This is a genomic window from Pseudomonas sp. KBS0710 (assembly GCF_005938045.2).
Taxonomy (GTDB): Bacteria; Pseudomonadota; Gammaproteobacteria; order Pseudomonadales; family Pseudomonadaceae; genus Aquipseudomonas.
Genome location: NZ_VCCF02000001.1, coordinates 4127167 through 4147043, shown reverse-complemented (window position 1 = coordinate 4147043; position 19877 = coordinate 4127167). Strand labels below are relative to the sequence as shown.

The window sequence follows — 19877 nt, the reverse complement described above, 5'->3', positions numbered from 1 at the left end:
TTGTTCGCGGAACAAAAATGCCGGTCGAAGTTTTCGGCGTTTCTTGAACCCTGTCGCTCAACCCTGCTCGTCGTAACGGGAGCTGTATGTCGATACCACGTTTGAAGTCTTACCTAACCATAGTCGCCACGGTATTGGTGCTGGGTCAGGCCGTGTCCGCGCAAGCGGCCGAATTGCCTGACTTTACCCAACTGGTGGAGCAGGCTTCGCCTGCTGTGGTGAACATCAGTACCACGCAGAAGCTGCCGGATCGTAAAGTCTCGAACCAGCAGATGCCCGACCTGGAAGGCTTGCCGCCGATGCTGCGCGAGTTCTTCGAGCGTGGCATGCCGCAACAACGTTCCCCGCGTGGCGGCGGTGGCGGGCAGCGTGAGGCACAGTCCCTGGGCTCGGGCTTCATCATCTCGCCGGATGGTTACATCCTCACCAATAACCATGTGATTGCCGACGCTGACGAAATTCTCGTACGCCTGGCCGACCGCAGTGAGTTGAAAGCCAAGCTGGTGGGCACCGACCCGCGTTCCGACGTGGCCCTGCTGAAAATCGAAGGCAAAGACCTGCCCGTGCTGAAGCTGGGTAAATCCCAGGACCTGAAAGCCGGGCAGTGGGTGGTTGCTATCGGTTCACCGTTCGGCTTTGACCACACCGTAACCCAGGGCATCGTCAGCGCCATCGGCCGCAGCCTGCCCAATGAAAACTACGTGCCGTTCATCCAGACCGACGTGCCGATCAACCCGGGTAATTCCGGTGGTCCGCTGTTCAACCTGGCGGGCGAAGTGGTGGGCATCAACTCACAGATCTACACCCGTTCCGGTGGTTTCATGGGCGTTTCCTTCGCGATTCCGATCGACGTGGCCATGGACGTTTCCAACCAACTCAAAAGCGGTGGCAAGGTCAGTCGTGGCTGGTTGGGTGTGGTGATCCAGGAAGTGAACAAAGACCTGGCTGAATCGTTTGGCCTCGACAAGCCGGCCGGTGCCCTGGTCGCGCAGATCCAGGACGACGGCCCGGCTGCCAAAGGTGGTTTGCAAGTGGGCGACGTGATCCTGAGCATGAATGGCCAGCCGATCATTATGTCCGCCGACCTGCCGCATCTGGTAGGCGCCCTGAAAGCCGGCAGCAAAGCCAAGCTTGAAGTGATTCGTGACGGCAAGCGCCAGACCGTTGAGCTGACCGTTGGCGCGATCCCGGAAGAGGGTGCAACCCTGGATGCACTGGGCAACGCCAAACCAGGCGCAGAGCGCAGCAGCAATCGCTTGGGCATTGCCGTGGTTGAGCTGACCGACGAGCAGAAGAAGAGCTTCGACCTCAAGAGCGGTGTTGTGATCAAAGAAGTCCAGGACGGCCCAGCCGCCTTGATCGGCCTGCAGCCGGGCGACGTGATCACCCACTTGAACAACCAGGCGATCAACTCCACCAAGGAATTCACGGACATCGCCAAAGCGTTGCCGAAGAATCGCTCGGTGTCGATGCGCGTACTGCGTCAGGGGCGTGCAAGTTTCATCACCTTCAAGCTGGCCGAGTAATCCGCTAGCTCAATAAAAAGCCCCGCTTTCGGTTAACGAAAGCGGGGCTTTTTTGTGGGCGATGGTTTTAGCTCATCATCCCTTTCACCAGGCGTTCCTGCTCGATCAGCTCACGCTGGCGCGCGTCGATGCGCGAAGACAGTGGGAAGTTGTTGCCGGCCCGACGCTTGGCAAAGTCCAGTTGCTGAATAGCCTGCTTGAAGTCACCCACCAGTGCAAAGTACTCGGCACGCGCCTGATGTAAACCAATGATATTGCCGGACAAGCCGCGAGTCTCGGCCACCTGATACCACACATCCGGATCATCGGGCCGCGACTTGAGCAACCCATCCAGTGCCTTTTCAGCATCGGCCGTACGGTTCTGCTTGAGCAGCACATCGATGCGTATCTGATTCAGCGGATAGCTGCCGGGGTACTGGGCCAGCATACGATCAGTACGTTGCTGGGCATCCGGCAAACGGTTGCTGTCGATATCCAACTCGATCTGCGCCAGGTTGTAGGTAATGTCGTTGGGCGCCTTGGCCAGCAGCGGCTGCAAGCTTTCCCGCGCTTCTTTGAACTGAGTGCCCTTGATCTGCGCAATGGCAAGGCCATAACGCGCTATATCGTTTTTCGGGTTCTCGTCCAACTGCGCCTGGAAGCGCTTGGCGGCCAGCCCCGGCGTGTCTTCGTATTGCAGTTGTACCCGTGCGCGAATCAGTTGATAGCGCAAGCTGTCTTCCTTGCCGCCGGGTTTGGCTTGTTCGGCGCGGTTACGGGTGTCGGCAATACGCGATTCGGTCACCGGGTGAGTCAGCAAAAACTCCGGTGGCTTGGCGTCGAAACGGTATTGGCGCATCAGGCGTTCGAACATGGTCGGCATGGAGCGTGGGTCGTAACCGGCTTTTTCCAGGTTAAGGATGCCGATACGGTCAGCCTCTTGTTCGTTCTGGCGCGAGAACCTGCGCTGCTCCTGGATAGCTGCCGCCTGGCTGCCTGCAATCGCGGCAATACCAGCATCGCCCGCACCCGCTGCCGCCGCGATAATGCCGCCGAGCAGGGCGGCCATCATCGGGATCTGCATGCGCGACTGCGCTTCCACACCTCGCGCAAAGTGACGTTGGGACAAGTGAGCCAATTCGTGAGCGAGTACCGAGGCATATTCGCCTTCGGTCTGGGCATTCAGGAACAGGCCGCCGTTAACCCCGACAATCCCGCCGGGTGCGGCAAAGGCGTTGAGCTGCGGGCTGTCGATGAGGATAAATTCCAGACGCCGGTCATTCACCTGGCTGGTCTCCACCAGCTTGTAAACGCTGGTTTCGACGTAATCCTTGAGCTGCGGATCATTGAGCTGCGAAACCTGGCCCCGCAGGTAGGCCAGCCATGCGCGGCCCAGTTGGAACTCTTGTTGCGGTGAGACAATGGCAGAACTGGCGTCGCCGAGTGACGGCAGGTCGTCAGCGAAGGCCGGGGAGGCCAGCAGGCAAGCCAGCGTCAGCAGGGTAGGGCGCAAAAAAGTCATGCACAAAGCCTTTCGACAAAGAGCTTACTGTAGCCGGACACTGAGCTTCGGACCAGATATTCTAAGCACCCCAAACGCATGCCCGGAGCAAACCGATGACCGACGCTGTAGCCTTTGACGCCGAACTTGATGCCAGTGGCCTCAATTGCCCGCTGCCCCTGCTCAAGGCCAAGCTGGAACTCAACCGTTTGGCCAGTGGTGCCGTGCTCAAGGTGATCGCCACGGACGCAGGCTCCCAGCGCGATTTCCGCACTTTTGCCAAGCTGGCCGGGCATACGCTGCTACACGAAGAAGACGCTGCCGGTGTGTACCGTTACTGGTTGCGCAAGGCCTGAACTGTTCGCCCCCACCACCCGAGGTTGATTGATGTTCAAAGTGTTACGAGACTGGATTCAGCGCTATTTTTCCGATGAAGAAGCGGTGGTGCTGGCCGTCCTGCTGTTCCTGGCCTTTACCGCCGTGCTCACCTTGGGCGGCATGCTGGCACCGGTACTGGCGGGCATGGTGCTGGCGTACCTGATGCAGGGCCTGGTCACTACCCTTGAGCGTTTGCGTTTGCCCGGTGGCCTGGCGGTAGGGCTGGTCTTTGCCCTGTTCATGGGGCTGTTGGTGGTGTTTATCGTGGTGGTGCTGCCATTGCTGTGGCATCAGTTGATCACCTTGTTCAACGAGTTGCCGGGCATGCTCGCCAAGTGGCAATCACTGTTGCTGCTGTTGCCGGAGCGCTATCCGCATTTGGTGTCGGACGAGCAAGTGTTGCAGGCTATCGAAGTGGCGCGCGGCGAGATCGGAAAATTCGGGCAATGGGCGCTGACGTTTTCCCTGTCCAGCCTGCCGCTTTTGGTCAACATCATGATCTACCTGGTGCTGGTGCCGATCCTGGTGTTTTTCTTCCTCAAGGACCGCGAGATGATCGGCCGCTGGGTCAGTGGCTACCTGCCACGTGAACGGGCGTTGATTACCAGGGTCGCCGAAGAAATGAACCGGCAGATCGCCAACTATATTCGCGGCAAAGTCATTGAGATCGTGATTTGTGGCGGCGTCACCTACATCGCGTTTGTCGCGCTCGGGCTGAACTACGCGGCGCTGCTGGCCTTGCTGGTGGGTATATCGGTGGTAGTGCCGTATGTGGGCGCGGTGGTGGTGACCGTGCCGGTGATGTTGATTGCGTTGTTCCAGTGGGGCTGGAGCGATCAGTTCATCTACCTGATGGCGGTGTACGGCATTATCCAGACCCTGGATGGCAACGTGCTGGTGCCGCTGCTGTTCTCGGAGGCCGTCAACCTGCACCCGGTGGCGATTATCTGCGCGGTGCTGTTGTTCGGAGGGCTGTGGGGGTTCTGGGGCGTGTTCTTTGCAATCCCGCTGGCGACGCTGTTTAAGGCCGTACTGGATGCGTGGCCGCGGCAAGAGCCGGTGGTGGCGCCTTTGTTGTAAACAATTGGGGCGAACTAAAGGTTCGCCCCAATTATGACTCAAGCTTTATTCAATGCCTGCGCCGCCGCCAACACCGCATCCACATGGCCCGGCACTTTCACACCACGCCATTCCTGACGCAGCACGCCATCCTTGTCGATCAGGAAAGTGCTGCGGTCAACGCCCAGGTATTCCTTGCCGTACAGCTTCTTCAGCTTGATCACATCAAAGAGCTGGCAAACCGCTTCGTCCTTGTCGCTGATCAGCTCGAAAGGGAATTCCTGCTTGGCCTTGAAGTTCTCGTGAGACTTCACGCTGTCTCGCGACAGGCCAAACACTTCGGTGTTGGCGGCCTTGAACGCGGCGTACTGGTCACGAAAACCCTGACCCTCAGTGGTGCAACCCGGGGTGCTGTCCTTGGGGTAGAAGTAGATCACCACTTGCTTGCCCTTGAGGGCGGCAAGGCTGAACGTCTGGCCGCTGGTGGCCTGGGCTTCGAAATCGGCCACGGGTTTGTCGATGGCTACCGGCATAGGTACTTCCTTACATTGGGTTCTGTGGGCGCCACGGCTCGATCAGTGCGTCGAGGTTCAAGGCATCGGCGAAATCCAGGAACTGGTCACGCAGCCAACTGATCTGTACGCCGGCCGGCAAGGTCACGGTGAACGTGGCGTTGAGCATGGTGCCGCCGGTTTGCGGTGCCTGGTAGGTGTCGCAGGTCAGGTTTTCCAGCTCGACGTTGTGGTCGATGAAAAACTGGCACAGCTCATTGACGATGTCCGAGCGGTAGGCCGAGCTGACATACGCCACATAAGGCAGGGCCTGCGGGCGGTTTTCCAGGGCGGCGCTGCGCACTACGTTGACCGTGAAGTTGTGCTTCTTGGCCAGGCCCGGCAAGCCGGTTTCGAGGCGCGCCAGGGCGTCCCAGCTGCCGGAAATCTGCAGAACCAACGCGCTGCACTCGCCGTGGCGGGTGAGGCGGGAGGTCACGACGGCGCAGCGGTTCTCATGGCTGGCGCGGCACAGGACGTTGGTCAGCTCCATGGGGTTGGCGCCGAGGGCACTGATAACAAGGAATTGTTCGCGAACTGTGGGGGTGGACATGCAGCCTTCCTAAAGCGATGAGCGGTCGATACCGTGTGGGCTGTATCGATCAAAGGATGAAGGGTAGCGAAAACCATCGCCAAGGGCTAGGAGGTGGCGTTTTCATTACGCGATCGGTCTGATTTCAGCGTGCTTCAAGCCGCGCTTTGGCCCAATGATGGCATTGCCCGTCGTTTAGTTGGCCCAGAACGCATCCTCAGGCGGTACTTCGCTTGTACAAGCATCTTGGCGCCAGTACCATTACGGCTCTCTTTTTCCGGCAGGAGCGGTTGCATGATTGCGGGCAGTATGGTGGCACTGGTCACACCCATGGATGCACAAGGTCATCTCGACTGGGACAGCCTTGGCAAACTGGTGGACTTCCACCTGCAAGAAGGCACCAACGCCATCGTGGCGGTCGGCACCACAGGTGAATCGGCCACCCTTGATGTGGAAGAACACATCCAGGTCATCGAATTCGTGGTCAAGCGCGTGGCGGGCCGCATTGCCGTAATCGCCGGCACGGGCGCCAACTCGACGCGTGAAGCCATCGAGCTGACCAAGAACGCCAAGAAAGCCGGCGCCGATGCCTGCCTGCTGGTAACCCCGTACTACAACAAGCCGACCCAGGAAGGTTTGTACCAGCATTTCAAGGCCATTGCCGAAGCCGTTGACATCCCGCAGATCCTCTACAACGTTCCTGGCCGCACGGCCTGCGACATGAAGGCCGAGACCGTGATCCGCCTGTCCACCGTGCCGAACATCATCGGCATCAAGGAAGCCACCGGCGACCTGCAGCGCGCCAAGGACATCCTGGCCGGCGTGAGCAGCGACTTCCTGGTGTATTCCGGTGACGACGCCACAGCGGTTGAGCTGATCCTGCTGGGTGGCAAAGGCAACATCTCGGTGACCGCCAACGTCGCGCCGCGCGCCATGAGCGACATGTGCGCCGCCGCCATCGCCGGTGACGCGGTAAAAGCCCGTGCGATCCACGAGCAACTGATGCCGCTCAACAAGACACTGTTTATCGAATCCAACCCTATTCCCGTGAAATGGGCGCTGTTTGAGATGGGCTTGATGCCGGACGGTATCCGTCTGCCGCTCACCCGGCTCAGCGAAGCCTGTCACGAACCGCTGCGACAGGCCCTGCGCCAGTCCGGCGTCCTGGTTTAATTGAGGAAGCACTACGCATGAAGCGATTGGCCGGACTTTCCGCACTTGCCTTGATTATCTCCAGCACCAGTGGCTGCGGTTGGGTATGGGGCCCGGAAGGCTACTTCCGTGACCGCGGCAGCGATTACCTGGAAGCCCAAGCAACCAAACCGATGCAACTGCCGCCGGACGTCAACGTCGCCAAGCGCCTTGACCCGTTGCTGCCGATTCCGCGCAACGTCGCCGATGACACCACCAAGGGCGAGTACGTAGTGCCACGCCCGCAGCCGATCTCGGCCGTGGCGGACACCAGCGACTACAGCCTGCAAAAGAGCGGCGACAACCGCTGGATCATGGCTCAACGCCCACCGGCTGAAGTCTGGCCAGTGGCGGTGCAGTTCTTCCAGGACAACGGTTTCAGCATTGATCAGCAACGCCCGCAAACCGGTGAGTTCACCACGGCATGGCAGCACGGCAGCGAACTGTCCGCCAGCATGGCCAAGCGCCTGCAGGCGAGCGGTGTAGCGCCCGACAGCGAAGCCCGCGTGCGTGTGCGCATCGAACCAGGCGTGCAGCGTAATACCAGTGAAGTCTACGTGGTGAGCGCCGAGCGTCCTGCCGGCAGCACTGCCAACGTCGATTTCACCCCGCGTTCGGTCAACATGGGCGTAGACGCCGCGTTGGTCGACGAGATGCTGGCCAGCATGAGCCGTATCTCCGAGAAGGGCGGTTCGGTTTCCCTGCTCGCCGCCGGTAACTTCGACACGCCTAACCGCGTCAGCCTCACCGAGGACGGCAGCGGCAACGTGGTGCTCACCCTGGGTGAAGACCTCGACCGTGCGTGGGCCAGTGTTGGCCGTGCGTTGGAGCAAGGTCCATGGCGCGTTGAAGATATCAACCGCAGCCTGGGCCTGTACTACATCAACGTAGCGGAAAAGGCCGAGAAGAAAGACGACGAGCCAGGTTTCTTCGGCAAGTTGTTCGGCAGCAAGCCGACCAAGGAAGAGATCGAAACCCGTGCCGAGCGTTACCAGGTTCGTTTGAGCAAGGTGGGCGAGAGCGTGCAAGTGACCGTCGAGAAGAACATCAACACCGTTGCGCCGGCTGAAACAGCGCGCAAAGTGTTGGGCGTGATTCAGGACAACCTGGGCTGATCCGATGCGTTTTGCCGTTCTCGGCAGCGGTAGCCAAGGGAACGGCACGCTGGTCGCACATGACGACACGTATGTGCTGGTGGATTGTGGTTTCTCGTTAAAAGAAACCGAGCGGCGCCTGCTGCGCCTGGGGGTTCACCCCGCGCAGCTGAGCGCAATTGTGGTGACCCACGAACATGCCGACCACGTGCATGGCGTGGGTTTGCTGTCTCGGCGCTACAATCTTCCGGTGTACCTCAGTCGCGGCACCTTGCGCGGGATGCGCAAACCCATAGAACCCGCAGGTTTCCTGGCCGGTGGCGAGACGCTGCAGGTCGGTGCCTTGAGCATCGATGTGATTGCCGTAGCGCACGACGCCCAGGAACCGACGCAGTATGTATTCAGTGGCGGCCAGCGGCGTTTCGGCGTGCTCACCGACCTGGGCTCCTACTGCTCCAAGGTGCTGGACGGTTACCGTGACCTCGATGCCTTGATGATCGAGTCCAACCACTGCCGCGACCTGCTGGCACGTGGGCATTACCCCTACTTTCTCAAGCAGCGGGTAGGCGGCGAGCTGGGACATTTGAACAACCACCAGGCGGCGTACCTGGTGTATGAGTTGGGCTGGCAAGACTTGCAACACCTGGTCCTGGCCCACCTGAGCAGCAAGAACAACCTGCCGCAGCTGGCCCGGCAATGTTTTGTCGACACTCTTGGGTGCGACCCGGACTGGCTGCAACTGGCCGATCAAGATTCAGGGCTCGACTGGCGACACATCGCCTAGCCCACCATTTAGCAAGCGGAGCCCATCATGGAAAAACGTGAAGAACTCTACCGCGGCAAAGCCAAGTCGGTATACAAGACCGACGACGCCAACCGCCTGATCCTGCTGTTTCGCAACGACACCTCGGCGTTCGACGGCAAGCGCATCGAACAGCTTGATCGCAAAGGCATGGTGAACAACAAGTTCAACGCCTTCATCATGCAGAAACTCGAAGCGGCCGGCATTCCGACCCAATTCGACAAACTGCTGGGCGACAACGAGTGCCTGGTCAAGAAGCTCGACATGATCCCGGTCGAATGCGTCGTGCGTAACTACGCCGCCGGCAGCCTGGTCAAGCGCCTGGGCGTGGAAGAGGGCCTCAAGCTCAACCCTTACACGTTCGAGCTGTTCCTGAAGGACGACGCCAAGGGCGACCCGTTCATCAACGAATCCCACGTAGTGGCATTCGGCTGGGGCACCGCTGAGCAATTGGTACGCATGAAGGAGTTGTCCCTCAAGGTCAACGACGTGCTGAGCAAGCTGTTCGACGACGCAGGCCTGCTGCTGGTCGACTTCAAACTCGAATTCGGCGTGTTCCACGACGGCACCATCGTCCTGGGCGACGAATTCAGCCCGGATGGCTGCCGCCTGTGGGACAAAGCCACCAAGAAGAAGATGGACAAAGACCGCTTCCGCCAAGGCCTCGGTGACGTCATCGAAGCCTACGAAGAAGTCGCCAACCGTCTCGGCGTACCGCTGTAATCGACGCAAGCATCTGATAGCACGGAAAAAAATCGATTTTTTGGTTTGCTTTCGCGAAACACACTGTTATGATGCGCGCCGTTGGAGAGATGCCAGAGTGGCCGAATGGGACGGATTCGAAATCCGTTGTACCTTCACCGGTACCTAGGGTTCGAATCCCTATCTCTCCGCCATTATTGAATAACGAAAAACCCCCGATAACTTAATTGTTGTTGGGGGTTTTTTGTTTGGGGCAGAAATGTCGAGGCGATTTCTGCTACGGTCATTCATCAGATGACACGTGGGGCGCAACATGAACGTTGATCAAGTGTTGGCTCACTTATTGGCCAGTATTCCTGATCTGATCGCGGTTTATGTCTTTGGCAGTCAGGCGACAGGCGAGGCACATGCTGACAGCGATCTGGACTTGGCAGTGCTTGCTGCGGGCTCTGTGGACCCGCTGCTGTTGTGGCGGTTAGCTGGAGAGCTTGCTGACATTGTGGCGGTGCCCGTTGATTTACTCGACCTGCGGGCGGCGTCCACCGTCATGCAATATCAAGTCATAACAACAGGGCGCAGGCTCTGGAACAAGGACAGCCAGGCAGGTATTTTCGAAAGTTACATCCTCAGCGAAAAAACCGAGCTGGACACTGCAAGGGCAGGGTTGCTGGCCGATATCCAGAAGGAAGGAAAAGTACATGGTCGATGATGTGCTCATCAACAAAGCGTCGAGCATTGAGCGTTGTGTCGCTCGCGCTCGAGAGGAATACGACAAGGACCCCGCCGGTTTTGCTACTGACTTCACCCGTCAGGATGCGGCAATTCTTAATATTCAGCGTGCTTGTGAGGCCGCTCTGGATATGGGGCAGCACCTAATTCGACGTGAACGACTGGGTGTACCTCAGGGAGCCCGGGACGTGTTTGAGTTGCTATCACGAGGCGGTTGGGTCCAATCGTCTCTGCTGACCAACCTGAAAAACATGGTCGGTTTCCGCAATATCGCAGTGCATGAGTATCAAACGCTTCAGTTGCCGATCACTGTTGCAATCATCACTCAGCATTTAGATGATTTTCTGGCGTATAGCGCCTTTATCCTGACTAAGGATGCAGCGCCCGCTTTACGATAAGCCTGCTCACGCTCCCGTTTATCAATGGCCACCACCACCACTGTGATTTCCAGATCGATCACCTGACAAACCAACCTGTAACCGCTGCTGCGTAGCTTGATTTTGTAGCAGTCGGGCAGGTCATGCAGGCGATTGGCTTCAATACGTGGGTTGTTCAGGATTTCCACCAGCTTCTTTTTGAGCTGCTGACGAATGGTGTCGCCGAGCTTTTGCCACTCCTTCAACGCGCATCGAAATCAAGGCTATAGGTCATCTATAGAAACCTTTACCCGTTGAGGCGATGCCAATCGTTCCCGGACGGTGGCCATCAACGCTTCATCTTCCTCGGTCATCAGAACAGGCTTGAAAGGTAGCTGGCCGCGATCCGCCACGTATTGCAGGGCCTGGCGCATCAGTTCGGAAGGCGTAACGCCGAGCTTTTCCAGTTCGAGATAGGCGCGCGCTTTCAGGTCGTCATCGATACGAATGCTTATAGTCGCCATGGGAAAGATCCTCGTGTAATGACGTTGGTCATTACATTGGATCAAGAGGGGCTTATTGGCAAGCCTGTCGGGATGTATGGCGTTCGCATACTCCCTTGTTAGCGCGTCACAATGTCCATGTGTCATAGAGGCTCCTCAGCACACCAGCGATCTTTTTGAGGCTAGCCCAGAGGCTCGGGTACACAAGCTTCATTGTGGGAACACTCATTACTGGGCGTTTCCAAAAGCGTGATTACCCGTGGCGGTGGCTCTGCAGCTCCCGCACGGGCTTGCACTGGTTGAGGCAGGACGCTAACCTTCCGCCGTCGCCCTCATGGCGACCGGTTTTGACAGACCGAATAACGTGCGATCTCTGTGCATCCCCAAACTGGTTCCAGATCTTGTCTGTGCCCATCTGTTATGGCGGCTGTGCGTGGGGCACCTTCGGGTGCGCCGGGTTTCCACGTTTCCGGTCTGTCAACCCGCGTACAGCTGCCACCCAATCCTGTTTGACAGCAGGGAGTGGTAGCTCCTTTTCAAAACGTGGAGTTACATCATGAAAAAGATCACCCCCAACCCGACCGATGCTTTCAATGCCGAATCCGACGGTGAACCTCGCAAAATCTTCCACGTAGGCGCCGACGTCGGCACCGAAGAAGCCCTGGCCAACGCCTCCGAAATCCTCGCATCCGCCCTTCAAACCGCCTACCAATGCGCCGAAGACCCGGACAGCACGCAGTCACCCGTGATCATGGGCCTGGCGCAATTGATCGAGAACGCTCAGGCACTGGTGGACGCTGCACTTGAGCGTCATGTCCCAACGGATAAACCAGGCAACTAACCCTCTACCCCTGAAACAAAAAAAGCCTGCCGAGCTCAATGCTCAGCAGGCTTTTTAGTGGTTACCGAGTCCTATCAGCCAGGCTGCGCCGCCAAGCTATTACTCACATTACGCCCCAACACCAGCACGGTCACAAACCCAAGCCCCACCAGCGCCGTGGCCAGGCTCAACAGCATTGCGCTGCCCATCTGGTCCACGATCCGGCCGCCAAAGAACGAACCCAAGGCGATGATCACCTGGAACAGGGCAACGAACAGCGGCATGCCGCGTTCGACGTCTTTAGGTGCGACCACGAACATCCAGATACTCGCGCAGGCCGGGAAGGCGCCGAAGGCGAAGCCCCAGAGTGCGATGAGCATCGCGGCACCGGTCATGCCGGTGGCGAAGTGAGGGAACAGCGCGGTGCTGGTGCCGATCATCAGCGCGACCAGCAGCAGGGTATGACGCACACTGCGGTTGGCGGCGAAACCGGCAAACACGTTGCCCATCACGCCGGCCACGCCATACAGCAGCAACAGTGAGCCGATAGTCGGGCCGTCGAAGCCTGAACTGTTTTTGAAGAACGGCGCCACATAGGTGTAGGCAGCAAAGTGCGCCAGGCCGATCAGCAGCACGGCGATCAAACCGACCCGCGCTTGTGGGTTGATAAACAAGGCGGGCAGGTCACGGATCTGGATGGCTTTCTCCGGCGTGAGTCGCGGCAGCAGGAACACCTGGGCCAGCAGCACCGGCACGCCGACAATCGCGGTCACCAGGAAGGTCATGCGCCAGCCCATCAGGCCGCTGAGCCAGGTGCCGACGGGCACGCCCAGCACGGTGGCCAGGGTCACGCCCATCATGATGATCGAGGTCGCCTTCGCTACGCCCACGCCCTTGGGCGCCAAGCGGCCGCTTAGAGCAATCGCCGTGGCCCAGAAGCCGCCGATGCTGATGCCCAGCAGTACACGGCCGAACAATAGCAGGCTGAAGTCGCTGGCGTAGGCCACTACCGTGTTGGCGATGATCATGATCAGCGTCAAGCCGATCAGCAGGTAACGACGGTCCATGCCACCAATGATCACCGACAGCAAAGGCGCGGCGAGGGCGGCCATGATGCCGGGCAGGGTCACCATCAGGCCGGCGTGACCGGCACTGATGCCCAGGTCGCTGGCGACGTCATTGAGCACGCCTACCGGCAGAAACTCACTGGTTACCAGGGCGAAAGCGCCTACGGCGACCGAGAGAATCGCCAGCCACTGCTGTTTGACACTTTGTTGATTATGTTCGGGACGGCCGCTGTGGGCCTGGCTGGGGCTTGGCATGGTGTCGGTTCCAGAGGGAATGTCGCCTGAAGCCAGGCGAAGGGGAGGGAAAGTGGAGGCGATTATAGGAACCGGTGCTGGCAATCACACAGGCGCTCGTTTCGATAATAACCATCAGTGCAATCGATTCGACGCTCTGGGGCGGCCTTTATGGTCGATGAGCCAGCTTGCTAAGGAAATAGGCTTGTGGCGAGCAGGCTCGCCACAGTGACAGTGTTTACGGTTGAGCGGCGGTCTCTGCAGTCGTATTTGTACTCTGCGCGGCCATCTGGTCATGGAGTTTGCGGGCCACGCCCAAGCGCGAGAGCTTGGTCAATATACAAAAAACCGCAAATATTGACAGGCAGGCGATGAACAGCAAAAAGCCTTTTTGCTCCTTCAATCCGGTTTTTACGTTTTCAGCGTAGGTGGGCGAAAGAAATAGTGTGCAAATGGTATTGATGGTGCTTTCGGAGAAGTCCTCGTTATAGAACTTTTCCAGTGCTGTTGGTGATTTGCACTCATCGACCGATAATGTCTCGCTGGGCCAGAAGTGGAATTTGGCGTTGTTTTCCGAAAGATAAAATGACGGTACATCCGCAGCTTTTTTCAACGACACCATCAGGTAGCTGGAGTCAGCCAATGGCGGCGTGATGCTGATAATCGCCAGGAAGAAGGCGCCCAACCCCAAAAACCAATTGCGTTTGAAGGGCGTGATCATTGCCTCTTTAAGCGACAACTGAGTGAAGTCTTTCCAGTCAATGTACTTTCTGACCCTGGCCACATCGTTGTAACTGAAGTGGTTATCAGTGATCCACTGATCGGCTTGCCGCGCGTGTTCCAGGCTTTGCGCGGGGATATTGAATTCGAACCGATAATATTCAACTTCGCGCAGATCTTTGCGGGTGGCTTCATATTTTGGGTTTTCAAACGTGGTCGAGCCACCAAAAAACCGCCACATCAAGTCACGCAGAAATATCAACGAGCCTGAGCGCGAGTAGATGTATAAAACCAGCGCACATATTGCCAGGCCACTGAGCAGCCCGACGATGGCGGCGTAGTTTTGAAATGTCCATGTGACGATGTTGTCGTTGAGTGCAGGTTGGGACATGCAGGTCATCCTTGAAGGGTTATTAGAGAGCCGCGCGTCAGCGAAGTTGTTGTCACTGGCCGGGCGAAAATCTAATGAAAAGAAGGCCATTTTTCAAACATTATCATTGCGTCGAACATCGAACCGGGTGGGTACTACATAACTCTGGAATTCTTCTTACATGTTTTAAAAACAAAGGCTACAGCCAGTTCGTTGCGCAGGAATATTTAACTCACTATCTTCTGACGACGAGTCATTCACTCGTAGGCTTTCTCCTCAAACGCAAAGGAAATGCACCATGAGCAAAAACACAAAAAAGACCTCCAGCACCCTGGCGACCTTGGCCGCCGAAACCTTGAATAATCCAAACGCCTCGGCCATCGCCAAAAGCCTGGCCGCGTCAGCGCTGTCCCAGACCGGTACTGATAAGCAAACGAGCGCGCACATGGAGGAAAAAGCCGGCAAAGCCCTTCAAAGTGATAAATACAGTGGGGACACCAAGTCCCTGGCGGCATCGGTCCTTTCTCAAGCCAACAAAGAACGTGGGAGCTGAGTCATAAAAACCGCATAAAAAAGCCCCGTCGCTGAACCAGCGACGGGGCTTCTTCGTTTCCCCATCGGCAAAAATTATTCGGCCCTCACCGAATAACTTCTGCCACTGCGGTGTTCACTCCACAGGCCACCCAGGAAACGCCCATGAACACAGCATCCGACCGCTACGACCGTCTCACCCGCAGCTTCCACTGGCTGACCGCCGCCGTGGTGATCTTCATGTTTGCCAGTGCGCATATCTGGGAAAACCTGGAGAAGGGCACACCGCTGCGCAAGGGCCTGCAATCGGTGCATATCTCCTTGGGCATCGCCATGGCGCTGCTGGTTGCCGCGCGAATTGTGTGGCGTTTGTTCGGCGGCACTCGGCCCAAGGCCGACAGTCACCCAGCGCTTAACCTGCTGGCGAAATTGGCGCATGGTTGCCTTTACGTGTTGCTGGTGTCGCAGATTGTGTTGGGCTTCCTGTTTCGCTGGGCTCAAGGCGAGCCTTTCAATTTTTTCGGACTGTTTACCGTGCCCGCGCCTTTTGTGATCGATCATGCCTGGCGGGGCACCTTGGGCGGCCTGCATAACAATGTGGCCTGGGCGATCATCCTGCTGGCGGGCGTGCATGCCGTTGCTGCGCTCTGGCATCACTACGTGCTGGGCGACAGCACGTTGCGCCGCATGCTGCCGGGCTCACGCAATGCGCTTTAACAGTGATGTTTCCTCCCTATCGTTACGGAGTAAGGCAAGCATGAAGGCTCGCCACGAACACCCTGTCCACCTACCTCACCGCGCTGTTCTTCGGCGCATGCCTGGCTGCCGCCATCGCCGCAGCGCCACAGGTTTGAACGCCATGAACTTGTCCGCAGGAGGCAGCCATCGTTCGGGACGCTGAGTTTCGCCGCGAGTTGGGCCAGTTGTTGCCACGGTTATGGCGATACGGGTGGGTGTTGTCGCGACAAAAACACTTGGCCGAAGATTTGGTGCAGGCCACCTGCGTAAGGGCGTTGGAGCGTGCCGGGCAATTTGTGGCCGGCACGCGCCTGGATCGCTGGTTGCTGGCGATCATGCACTCGATCTGGCTCAACGAACTGCGCTCGCAACGGGTGCGCCAAGGGCGGGGGTTTGTCGATGCCGAACAGGCATTGTCGTTTGATGGTGAAAGCCAGGCACAGCAGCAAATCCTGGCTGCGCAAGTGATCAAGCGCGTTAACGGCTTGCCCGAAGCGCAACGCGAAACCGTATTTCTGGCGTATGTCGAAGGGCTTTCATACAAGGAAATTGCCGAAATCCTGCAGATACCTATGGGCACGGTGATGAGCCGGCTGGCGGCCGCCCGCTTGAAGTTGGCCGAAGTGGCCTCCCCAACAGCCCAGCAGGATAAAGCCAAAGGAGAACGGCGATGAGCCACACCGACACACCGTCCGATGAGCAGCTAGTGGCCTATCTGGACGGCGAACTGAGCACCGACCAACATCAACGGATCGCCGACCAGGCCAGCGCCGACCCGGTGCTGGCCGCGCGCCTGCACACATTGCGCTGCGCCGACTTGCCGTTCAAGGCCGCCTTCGACTCGGTGCTGGAACACGCCCCGACTGAACGCCTGCACGCAATGCTCAACGCCTTGCCACCAGCGCCGCCCCAAGCCTGGAGCCGTCGGCGTTTTCTTGCCGTGGCCGCGAGCTTCGCGATGGCCGGCGTGGCGGCCGATCGCCTGTTCATGGGGTGGCAGCGTGCTGAATCCGGCCAAGGCTGGCGGGCCTCGGTGGCCGAATACATGGCCTTGTACACGCCCAACACCCTGGAAAACCTCAGCCTCGACCCGGCCTCCCATGTGGCCCAGTTGACCGCCGTGGGCGCACAACTGGGCGTGTCGTTATCGCCTGAGTCCGTAAGCCTGCCTGGCGCCGAATTTCGACGGGCGCAGATCCTCGACTATGACGGCGTGTTGATTGGCCAACTCACCTACCTCGACCCACGCCACGGCCCTTTGGCACTGTGCATTACCGTCAGTAAAAAGGGCGTGCAGCCGCTGGCCACCGAGCAGCGCCGAGGCATGAACGTGGTGTTTTGGGCCAATCCTGCCCACGCTTTCATGCTGATTGGCCGAAACCCGGTTGAGGATTTGCAGCGCATGGCCAGTGGCGTCGAGCGGCGCTTGCCGGCCTGACCTCAGTGAGTCATCTGCTGTGCTCGCCAGCGCGCCGGGGTGGTGCCTTCCCAGGTGCGAAAGGCGCGGTAAAACGAATTGGTGTCTTCATAACCGAGCAGGCAGGCAATCTCCTCGATTTCGATACTTGGCTCGCTCAGCAAATGACGCACAACCTCCTGGCGCGTCTCCAGCATCAGTTGGCGAAAACTGCTGCCTTCTTCGGTGATACGCCGCTGCAATGTGCGCTCACTCATGCCCAGTTCGCGGGCCACTTCGACCATCTCCGGGCGACCGCTGGCCAGGATGCGCTTGAGGGCGCCCTTGACCTTATGGCTGATGGTGGCCGCTGCCGTCGCTTCGGCCAAGGCCGCGACCAGGGCCGGGTTCAACAGGTCGAGCAGTTCGGGGTTGTGACTGGCGAACGGCCGTTCCAGATCGGCGATGTCGAACACCATAGCGTTACGCTCGACACCAAAGTGCACCGCACAGCCAAAAAAGTCAGCCAGAGCGTGATTGTCCTGCGCGGGCCGGGCCAACTCGACACTGCGCGGCGTGATGTGTACCCCCGAGCCACGCCGCCCCAACTCCACAAACGTTGCAAAGGCCGCATCGATCAACAACGTGGGTGAGTGCTGCTGGGTGCGCAGCCAGTCGACAGTGACGGTGCAGTAATCGCCGTCTTCGATTACCCGCACACGCTCGGGTGTACACAGCTGCTTGAAGCGCGCCAGACGGTGCAGGCCATCGCGAAAGTCGCGGGCAATAAACGCCGCAAAGCTGGAAGGCGGCAGGGTACTGCTGTCCAGTTGGGTGACCATTCGCACGGCGGCCGCCGGGTCGTGGTTAAGCACGCCCACGGCCTCCCACAAACGGAAGAATTCCTCGGTATTGACCTGGCGCCTGTCGCGACGCTCACGAAGGTTGAGCGTTACGGGCAGGCGCGCCTGACGCAACACCGTCGCGGGTTCCAGCCCGATCGTTCGCAGGGCTTGCCAGAAAACGTCCGGGATATTGAACCGGGGTTGGCGTGCGTCAGGCATGCAGCACCTATCTCTAATTAATCCGAGGCCGACACACTCAGGTCATGCCATTTTTCGTCACTGGCCGCCAGGTCGGCCGCTGCGTGCGCTGCGTACTGCACCGCATCACTGCCGATCAGCAGGCGCAACGGCGCGTCCTTGCTCAGGGCCAGCTCCAGCACAATCTCGGCAACTCGCGCCGGGCCCGTCGGCAGAATGCCGGGGGAGTTGAGCAGTTCAACCAGCGCACCGACGCTTTGCTGGTAAGGCGCGCTGATGGTCGGGATGGTCATGGAACTGCCTGACCAATCCGTGCGCATGCCGCCCGGCTCCAGCACCGTCACTTGCACGCCGAACGGATTAACCTCCTGCGCCAGCACGGTTGAAAACCCACCGACGGCCCATTTCGCACTCTGGTAAGCCGCCAGGCCCGCCATGCCAATCCGCCCGCCCAGTGACGATACCTGAAAGATATGCCCGCTGCCCTGGGCACGCAGCACCGGCACCACGGCCTTGCTCACATACACCACACCGTAAAAGTTGGTATCGATCTGTGCCTTGAAATCTTCCAGGGTCACATCTTCAACCGAAGCCAAGTCACCGTAACCCGCATTGTTGACCACCACATCCAGGCGGCCAAAGTGCGCCACAGCGGCGTCGACTGCCTGCACCACCTGCTGGTGGTTGGTCACATCCAAAGCCTGCGGGTAAACCGCATCACCGAATTCGGCGACCAGATCATCCAGCTGGCGCGGGTTGCGTGCAGTGGCAACCACACGATCACCGGCGCGCAGGGCGGCCTCGGTGATGGCGCGGCCAAGGCCACGGGAACTGCCGGTAATAAACCAGATTTTGGACATGTGAACACCTCTTCGTGTGGGATGGCTGCTGCAGCCAGTGAACGAAGGATGGTCGATGGCGGTGTTTAGGGCACTAGCAGGAAGGCGCCAAGTGACTTGCAAAAGGCGCCAATTATTGGCTGGCCAAGCGTTTGGAAAGACACTCTATAAACACCGTTTCCGCCCGGCTCATCTTCTGCTCCCGATTCCACAGCAGATGAATATCCACATCCGCAATCCCTTCATCCGGCGGCAGCCGCCACAGCAGCCCCTGCTTCACGTCGTCTGCCACCACATGGATCGGCAGGCAGCCCAGGCCGTAGCCCGCAATCACCAGCCGGCGTACTTCTTCAAGGCTTGATGATGACGCCACGATGCGCCCACTGAAGCCTTGCTGGTCTCGAAAGATCGTCAGCGGCGACAACATGCCGCCGATCTGGTCGCTGGTAAAACTGACGAAGTTTTCCGATTGCAAATCGCCCTCGGCCAACCCGGTGCGCCCGAACAGTGGGTGGTGTTTGCCGCAAAAAAACGCATAGCGCTGGCGCAAAAACAGGTGCTGTTCCAGGCGTGGTTGTGGGCGACGGTTGAGGCTCAAGCCCAGGGTCGCGGTTTTTTCCAGCAGGGCGGCAACGATGTCGGAGCTGCGCATCACCTCCACTTCAAGGTCCACCCGTGGGTGCTCGCGATGAAAGCCTGCGAGGAAATCGTCGAAGGTATCCGAATTGATGCGGCTGATCATCAGCAGGCGCACTTTGCCGATCACTTCATCACCAGGCTTTTGCAGCGCGTTGCTCATCTGCGAAACCTGGCCATAGATCTCGCCGGCAATGGCGAAAATCTGCTCACCGGCTTCGGTGAGTACAAAACGCGGACCACGGCGGGCGATGAGTTGGCAGTCGAGCTGTTCTTCAAGGCGTTTGAGCGCCTGGCTGATCGCCGGTTGAGTCAGATGCAGGCGCGCGGCGGCGCGGCTGATGCTCAGCTCCTGGCCGATCACGCGGAAGGTGCGCAGCAGGTTCCAGTCCAGGCGGTCGTTGAGCAGCGGGTGAATGTCGCGGCGCGTCTCGGGCATGCAATCGCTCGATAATAAGCAGGATTTATAATTTGAATAATAAATAGAAAATTGACTAATCATAGCCCCGCGACGATAAATCACCCTTAACAAGCGCCCCTAGAGCGCATCGGTTTGACTTTCTCCTGCCAAAAAAATAAC

Annotated in this window: 23 protein-coding genes, 1 tRNA gene and 1 pseudogene; 15 read left to right on the top strand and 10 right to left on the bottom strand. The window is 58.7% G+C overall.

Annotation, left to right across the window (positions count from 1 at the left end; all coding sequences use genetic code 11):
* Positions 1 to 86: 86 nt before the first annotated feature.
* Positions 87 to 1526 carry a DegQ family serine endoprotease gene (locus FFI16_RS18960; protein ID WP_138816307.1) on the top strand — a complete coding sequence of 480 codons (1440 nt, stop codon included), beginning with the start codon at positions 87 to 89 and terminating at the stop codon, positions 1524 to 1526.
* Between the two features lie 67 nt (positions 1527 to 1593).
* Here FFI16_RS18960 and FFI16_RS18955 read toward each other — a convergent pair whose 3' ends face one another.
* Positions 1594 to 3027, bottom strand: a complete 1434-nt coding sequence (locus tag FFI16_RS18955) for a M48 family metalloprotease (RefSeq protein WP_138816305.1) — start codon at positions 3025 to 3027, stop codon at positions 1594 to 1596.
* A gap of 95 nt (positions 3028 to 3122) precedes the next feature.
* Between FFI16_RS18955 and FFI16_RS18950 the strand changes: the two genes are divergently transcribed.
* Together FFI16_RS18950 and FFI16_RS18945 are read left to right on the top strand one after the other, a co-directional pair.
* Positions 3123 to 3362 carry a sulfurtransferase TusA family protein gene (locus FFI16_RS18950; RefSeq protein ID WP_010212198.1) on the top strand — a complete coding sequence of 80 codons (240 nt, stop codon included), beginning with the start codon at positions 3123 to 3125 and terminating at the stop codon, positions 3360 to 3362.
* A 31-nt stretch (positions 3363 to 3393) separates the two neighbouring features.
* On the top strand, positions 3394 to 4464 hold the full coding sequence (locus tag FFI16_RS18945; RefSeq protein WP_138816304.1) for an AI-2E family transporter: 1071 nt from the start codon (positions 3394 to 3396) through the stop codon (positions 4462 to 4464).
* Positions 4465 to 4502: 38 nt separating this feature from the next.
* Here the strand turns inward: FFI16_RS18945 and FFI16_RS18940 are convergent, their stop codons facing one another.
* On the bottom strand, positions 4503 to 4976 hold the full coding sequence (locus FFI16_RS18940) for a peroxiredoxin (RefSeq protein ID WP_017137335.1): 474 nt from the start codon (positions 4974 to 4976) through the stop codon (positions 4503 to 4505).
* A gap of 10 nt (positions 4977 to 4986) precedes the next feature.
* Positions 4987 to 5547 (bottom strand): glycine cleavage system protein R, encoded by a 561-nt coding sequence (locus tag FFI16_RS18935; RefSeq protein ID WP_017137336.1) that lies wholly within the window; start codon positions 5545 to 5547, stop codon positions 4987 to 4989.
* 273 nt (positions 5548 to 5820) lie between these two features.
* Here FFI16_RS18935 and dapA point away from each other — a divergent pair, with 273 nt between their 5' ends.
* From dapA to FFI16_RS18900, 7 genes are all read left to right on the top strand, one after another.
* Entirely contained in the window at positions 5821 to 6699 is an 879-nt protein-coding gene (gene dapA, locus FFI16_RS18930) for a 4-hydroxy-tetrahydrodipicolinate synthase (RefSeq protein WP_017137337.1), read from the top strand.
* Between the two features lie 17 nt (positions 6700 to 6716).
* Positions 6717 to 7832: an outer membrane protein assembly factor BamC gene (gene bamC, locus FFI16_RS18925; protein ID WP_017137338.1), complete on the top strand. Its 1116-nt coding sequence runs from the start codon at positions 6717 to 6719 to the stop codon at positions 7830 to 7832.
* A 4-nt stretch (positions 7833 to 7836) separates the two neighbouring features.
* Positions 7837 to 8595: an MBL fold metallo-hydrolase gene (locus FFI16_RS18920; RefSeq protein WP_138816303.1), complete on the top strand. Its 759-nt coding sequence runs from the start codon at positions 7837 to 7839 to the stop codon at positions 8593 to 8595.
* Between the two features lie 27 nt (positions 8596 to 8622).
* Complete coding sequence (gene purC / locus FFI16_RS18915) at positions 8623 to 9336, top strand: phosphoribosylaminoimidazolesuccinocarboxamide synthase (protein WP_017137340.1); 714 nt, start codon at positions 8623 to 8625, stop codon at positions 9334 to 9336.
* An 83-nt stretch (positions 9337 to 9419) separates the two neighbouring features.
* Positions 9420 to 9509: transfer RNA gene (locus FFI16_RS18910), tRNA-Ser, on the top strand.
* A 119-nt stretch (positions 9510 to 9628) separates the two neighbouring features.
* Positions 9629 to 10024 carry a nucleotidyltransferase domain-containing protein gene (locus FFI16_RS18905; RefSeq protein ID WP_138816302.1) on the top strand — a complete coding sequence of 132 codons (396 nt, stop codon included), beginning with the start codon at positions 9629 to 9631 and terminating at the stop codon, positions 10022 to 10024.
* Entirely contained in the window at positions 10014 to 10442 is a 429-nt protein-coding gene (locus FFI16_RS18900; RefSeq protein WP_138816301.1) for a DUF86 domain-containing protein, read from the top strand. The genes FFI16_RS18905 and FFI16_RS18900 overlap by 11 nt, the downstream gene beginning before the upstream one ends.
* On the opposite strand, the pseudogene FFI16_RS18895 reads toward FFI16_RS18900, so the two are convergent.
* Positions 10370 to 10695: pseudogene (locus FFI16_RS18895) on the bottom strand (type II toxin-antitoxin system RelE/ParE family toxin). The gene FFI16_RS18900 and the pseudogene FFI16_RS18895 sit on opposite strands and share 73 nt — an antisense overlap.
* Positions 10685 to 10924 (bottom strand): type II toxin-antitoxin system RelB/DinJ family antitoxin, encoded by a 240-nt coding sequence (locus tag FFI16_RS18890; RefSeq protein ID WP_026013721.1) that lies wholly within the window; start codon positions 10922 to 10924, stop codon positions 10685 to 10687. Before FFI16_RS18890 ends, FFI16_RS18895 begins: the two are co-directional and overlap by 11 nt.
* A gap of 535 nt (positions 10925 to 11459) precedes the next feature.
* Between FFI16_RS18890 and FFI16_RS18885 the strand changes: the two genes are divergently transcribed.
* On the top strand, positions 11460 to 11744 hold the full coding sequence (locus FFI16_RS18885) for a DUF6124 family protein (RefSeq protein ID WP_138816300.1): 285 nt from the start codon (positions 11460 to 11462) through the stop codon (positions 11742 to 11744).
* 74 nt (positions 11745 to 11818) lie between these two features.
* Here FFI16_RS18885 and FFI16_RS18880 read toward each other — a convergent pair whose 3' ends face one another.
* Positions 11819 to 13045: an MFS transporter gene (locus FFI16_RS18880; protein WP_017137346.1), complete on the bottom strand. Its 1227-nt coding sequence runs from the start codon at positions 13043 to 13045 to the stop codon at positions 11819 to 11821.
* A 217-nt stretch (positions 13046 to 13262) separates the two neighbouring features.
* Positions 13263 to 14135: a DUF6216 family protein gene (locus FFI16_RS18875; RefSeq protein WP_138816299.1), complete on the bottom strand. Its 873-nt coding sequence runs from the start codon at positions 14133 to 14135 to the stop codon at positions 13263 to 13265.
* 277 nt (positions 14136 to 14412) lie between these two features.
* On the opposite strand from FFI16_RS18875, the gene FFI16_RS18870 reads away from it, so the two are divergent.
* From FFI16_RS18870 to FFI16_RS18855, 4 genes are all read left to right on the top strand, one after another.
* A complete protein-coding gene (locus FFI16_RS18870; RefSeq protein ID WP_138816298.1) occupies positions 14413 to 14667 on the top strand; it encodes a hypothetical protein in 255 nt (84 codons plus the stop codon).
* Positions 14668 to 14810: 143 nt separating this feature from the next.
* Positions 14811 to 15362, top strand: a complete 552-nt coding sequence (locus FFI16_RS18865; RefSeq protein WP_138816297.1) for a cytochrome b — start codon at positions 14811 to 14813, stop codon at positions 15360 to 15362.
* 197 nt (positions 15363 to 15559) lie between these two features.
* Positions 15560 to 16057: an RNA polymerase sigma factor gene (locus FFI16_RS18860; RefSeq protein ID WP_138816295.1), complete on the top strand. Its 498-nt coding sequence runs from the start codon at positions 15560 to 15562 to the stop codon at positions 16055 to 16057.
* Positions 16054 to 16821 (top strand): anti-sigma factor, encoded by a 768-nt coding sequence (locus FFI16_RS18855; RefSeq protein ID WP_138816294.1) that lies wholly within the window; start codon positions 16054 to 16056, stop codon positions 16819 to 16821. The genes FFI16_RS18860 and FFI16_RS18855 overlap by 4 nt, the downstream gene beginning before the upstream one ends.
* 2 nt (positions 16822 to 16823) lie before the next feature.
* Here the strand turns inward: FFI16_RS18855 and FFI16_RS18850 are convergent, their stop codons facing one another.
* The 3 genes from FFI16_RS18850 to FFI16_RS18840 form a co-directional block, all read right to left on the bottom strand.
* Positions 16824 to 17843 (bottom strand): AraC family transcriptional regulator, encoded by a 1020-nt coding sequence (locus FFI16_RS18850; RefSeq protein WP_138816293.1) that lies wholly within the window; start codon positions 17841 to 17843, stop codon positions 16824 to 16826.
* Between the two features lie 17 nt (positions 17844 to 17860).
* Positions 17861 to 18682 (bottom strand): SDR family NAD(P)-dependent oxidoreductase, encoded by an 822-nt coding sequence (locus FFI16_RS18845; protein WP_138816291.1) that lies wholly within the window; start codon positions 18680 to 18682, stop codon positions 17861 to 17863.
* Positions 18683 to 18794: 112 nt separating this feature from the next.
* Positions 18795 to 19736, bottom strand: coding sequence for a LysR family transcriptional regulator (locus FFI16_RS18840; protein WP_138816290.1), 942 nt, complete (start codon positions 19734 to 19736; stop codon positions 18795 to 18797).
* Positions 19737 to 19877 lie beyond the last annotated feature (141 nt).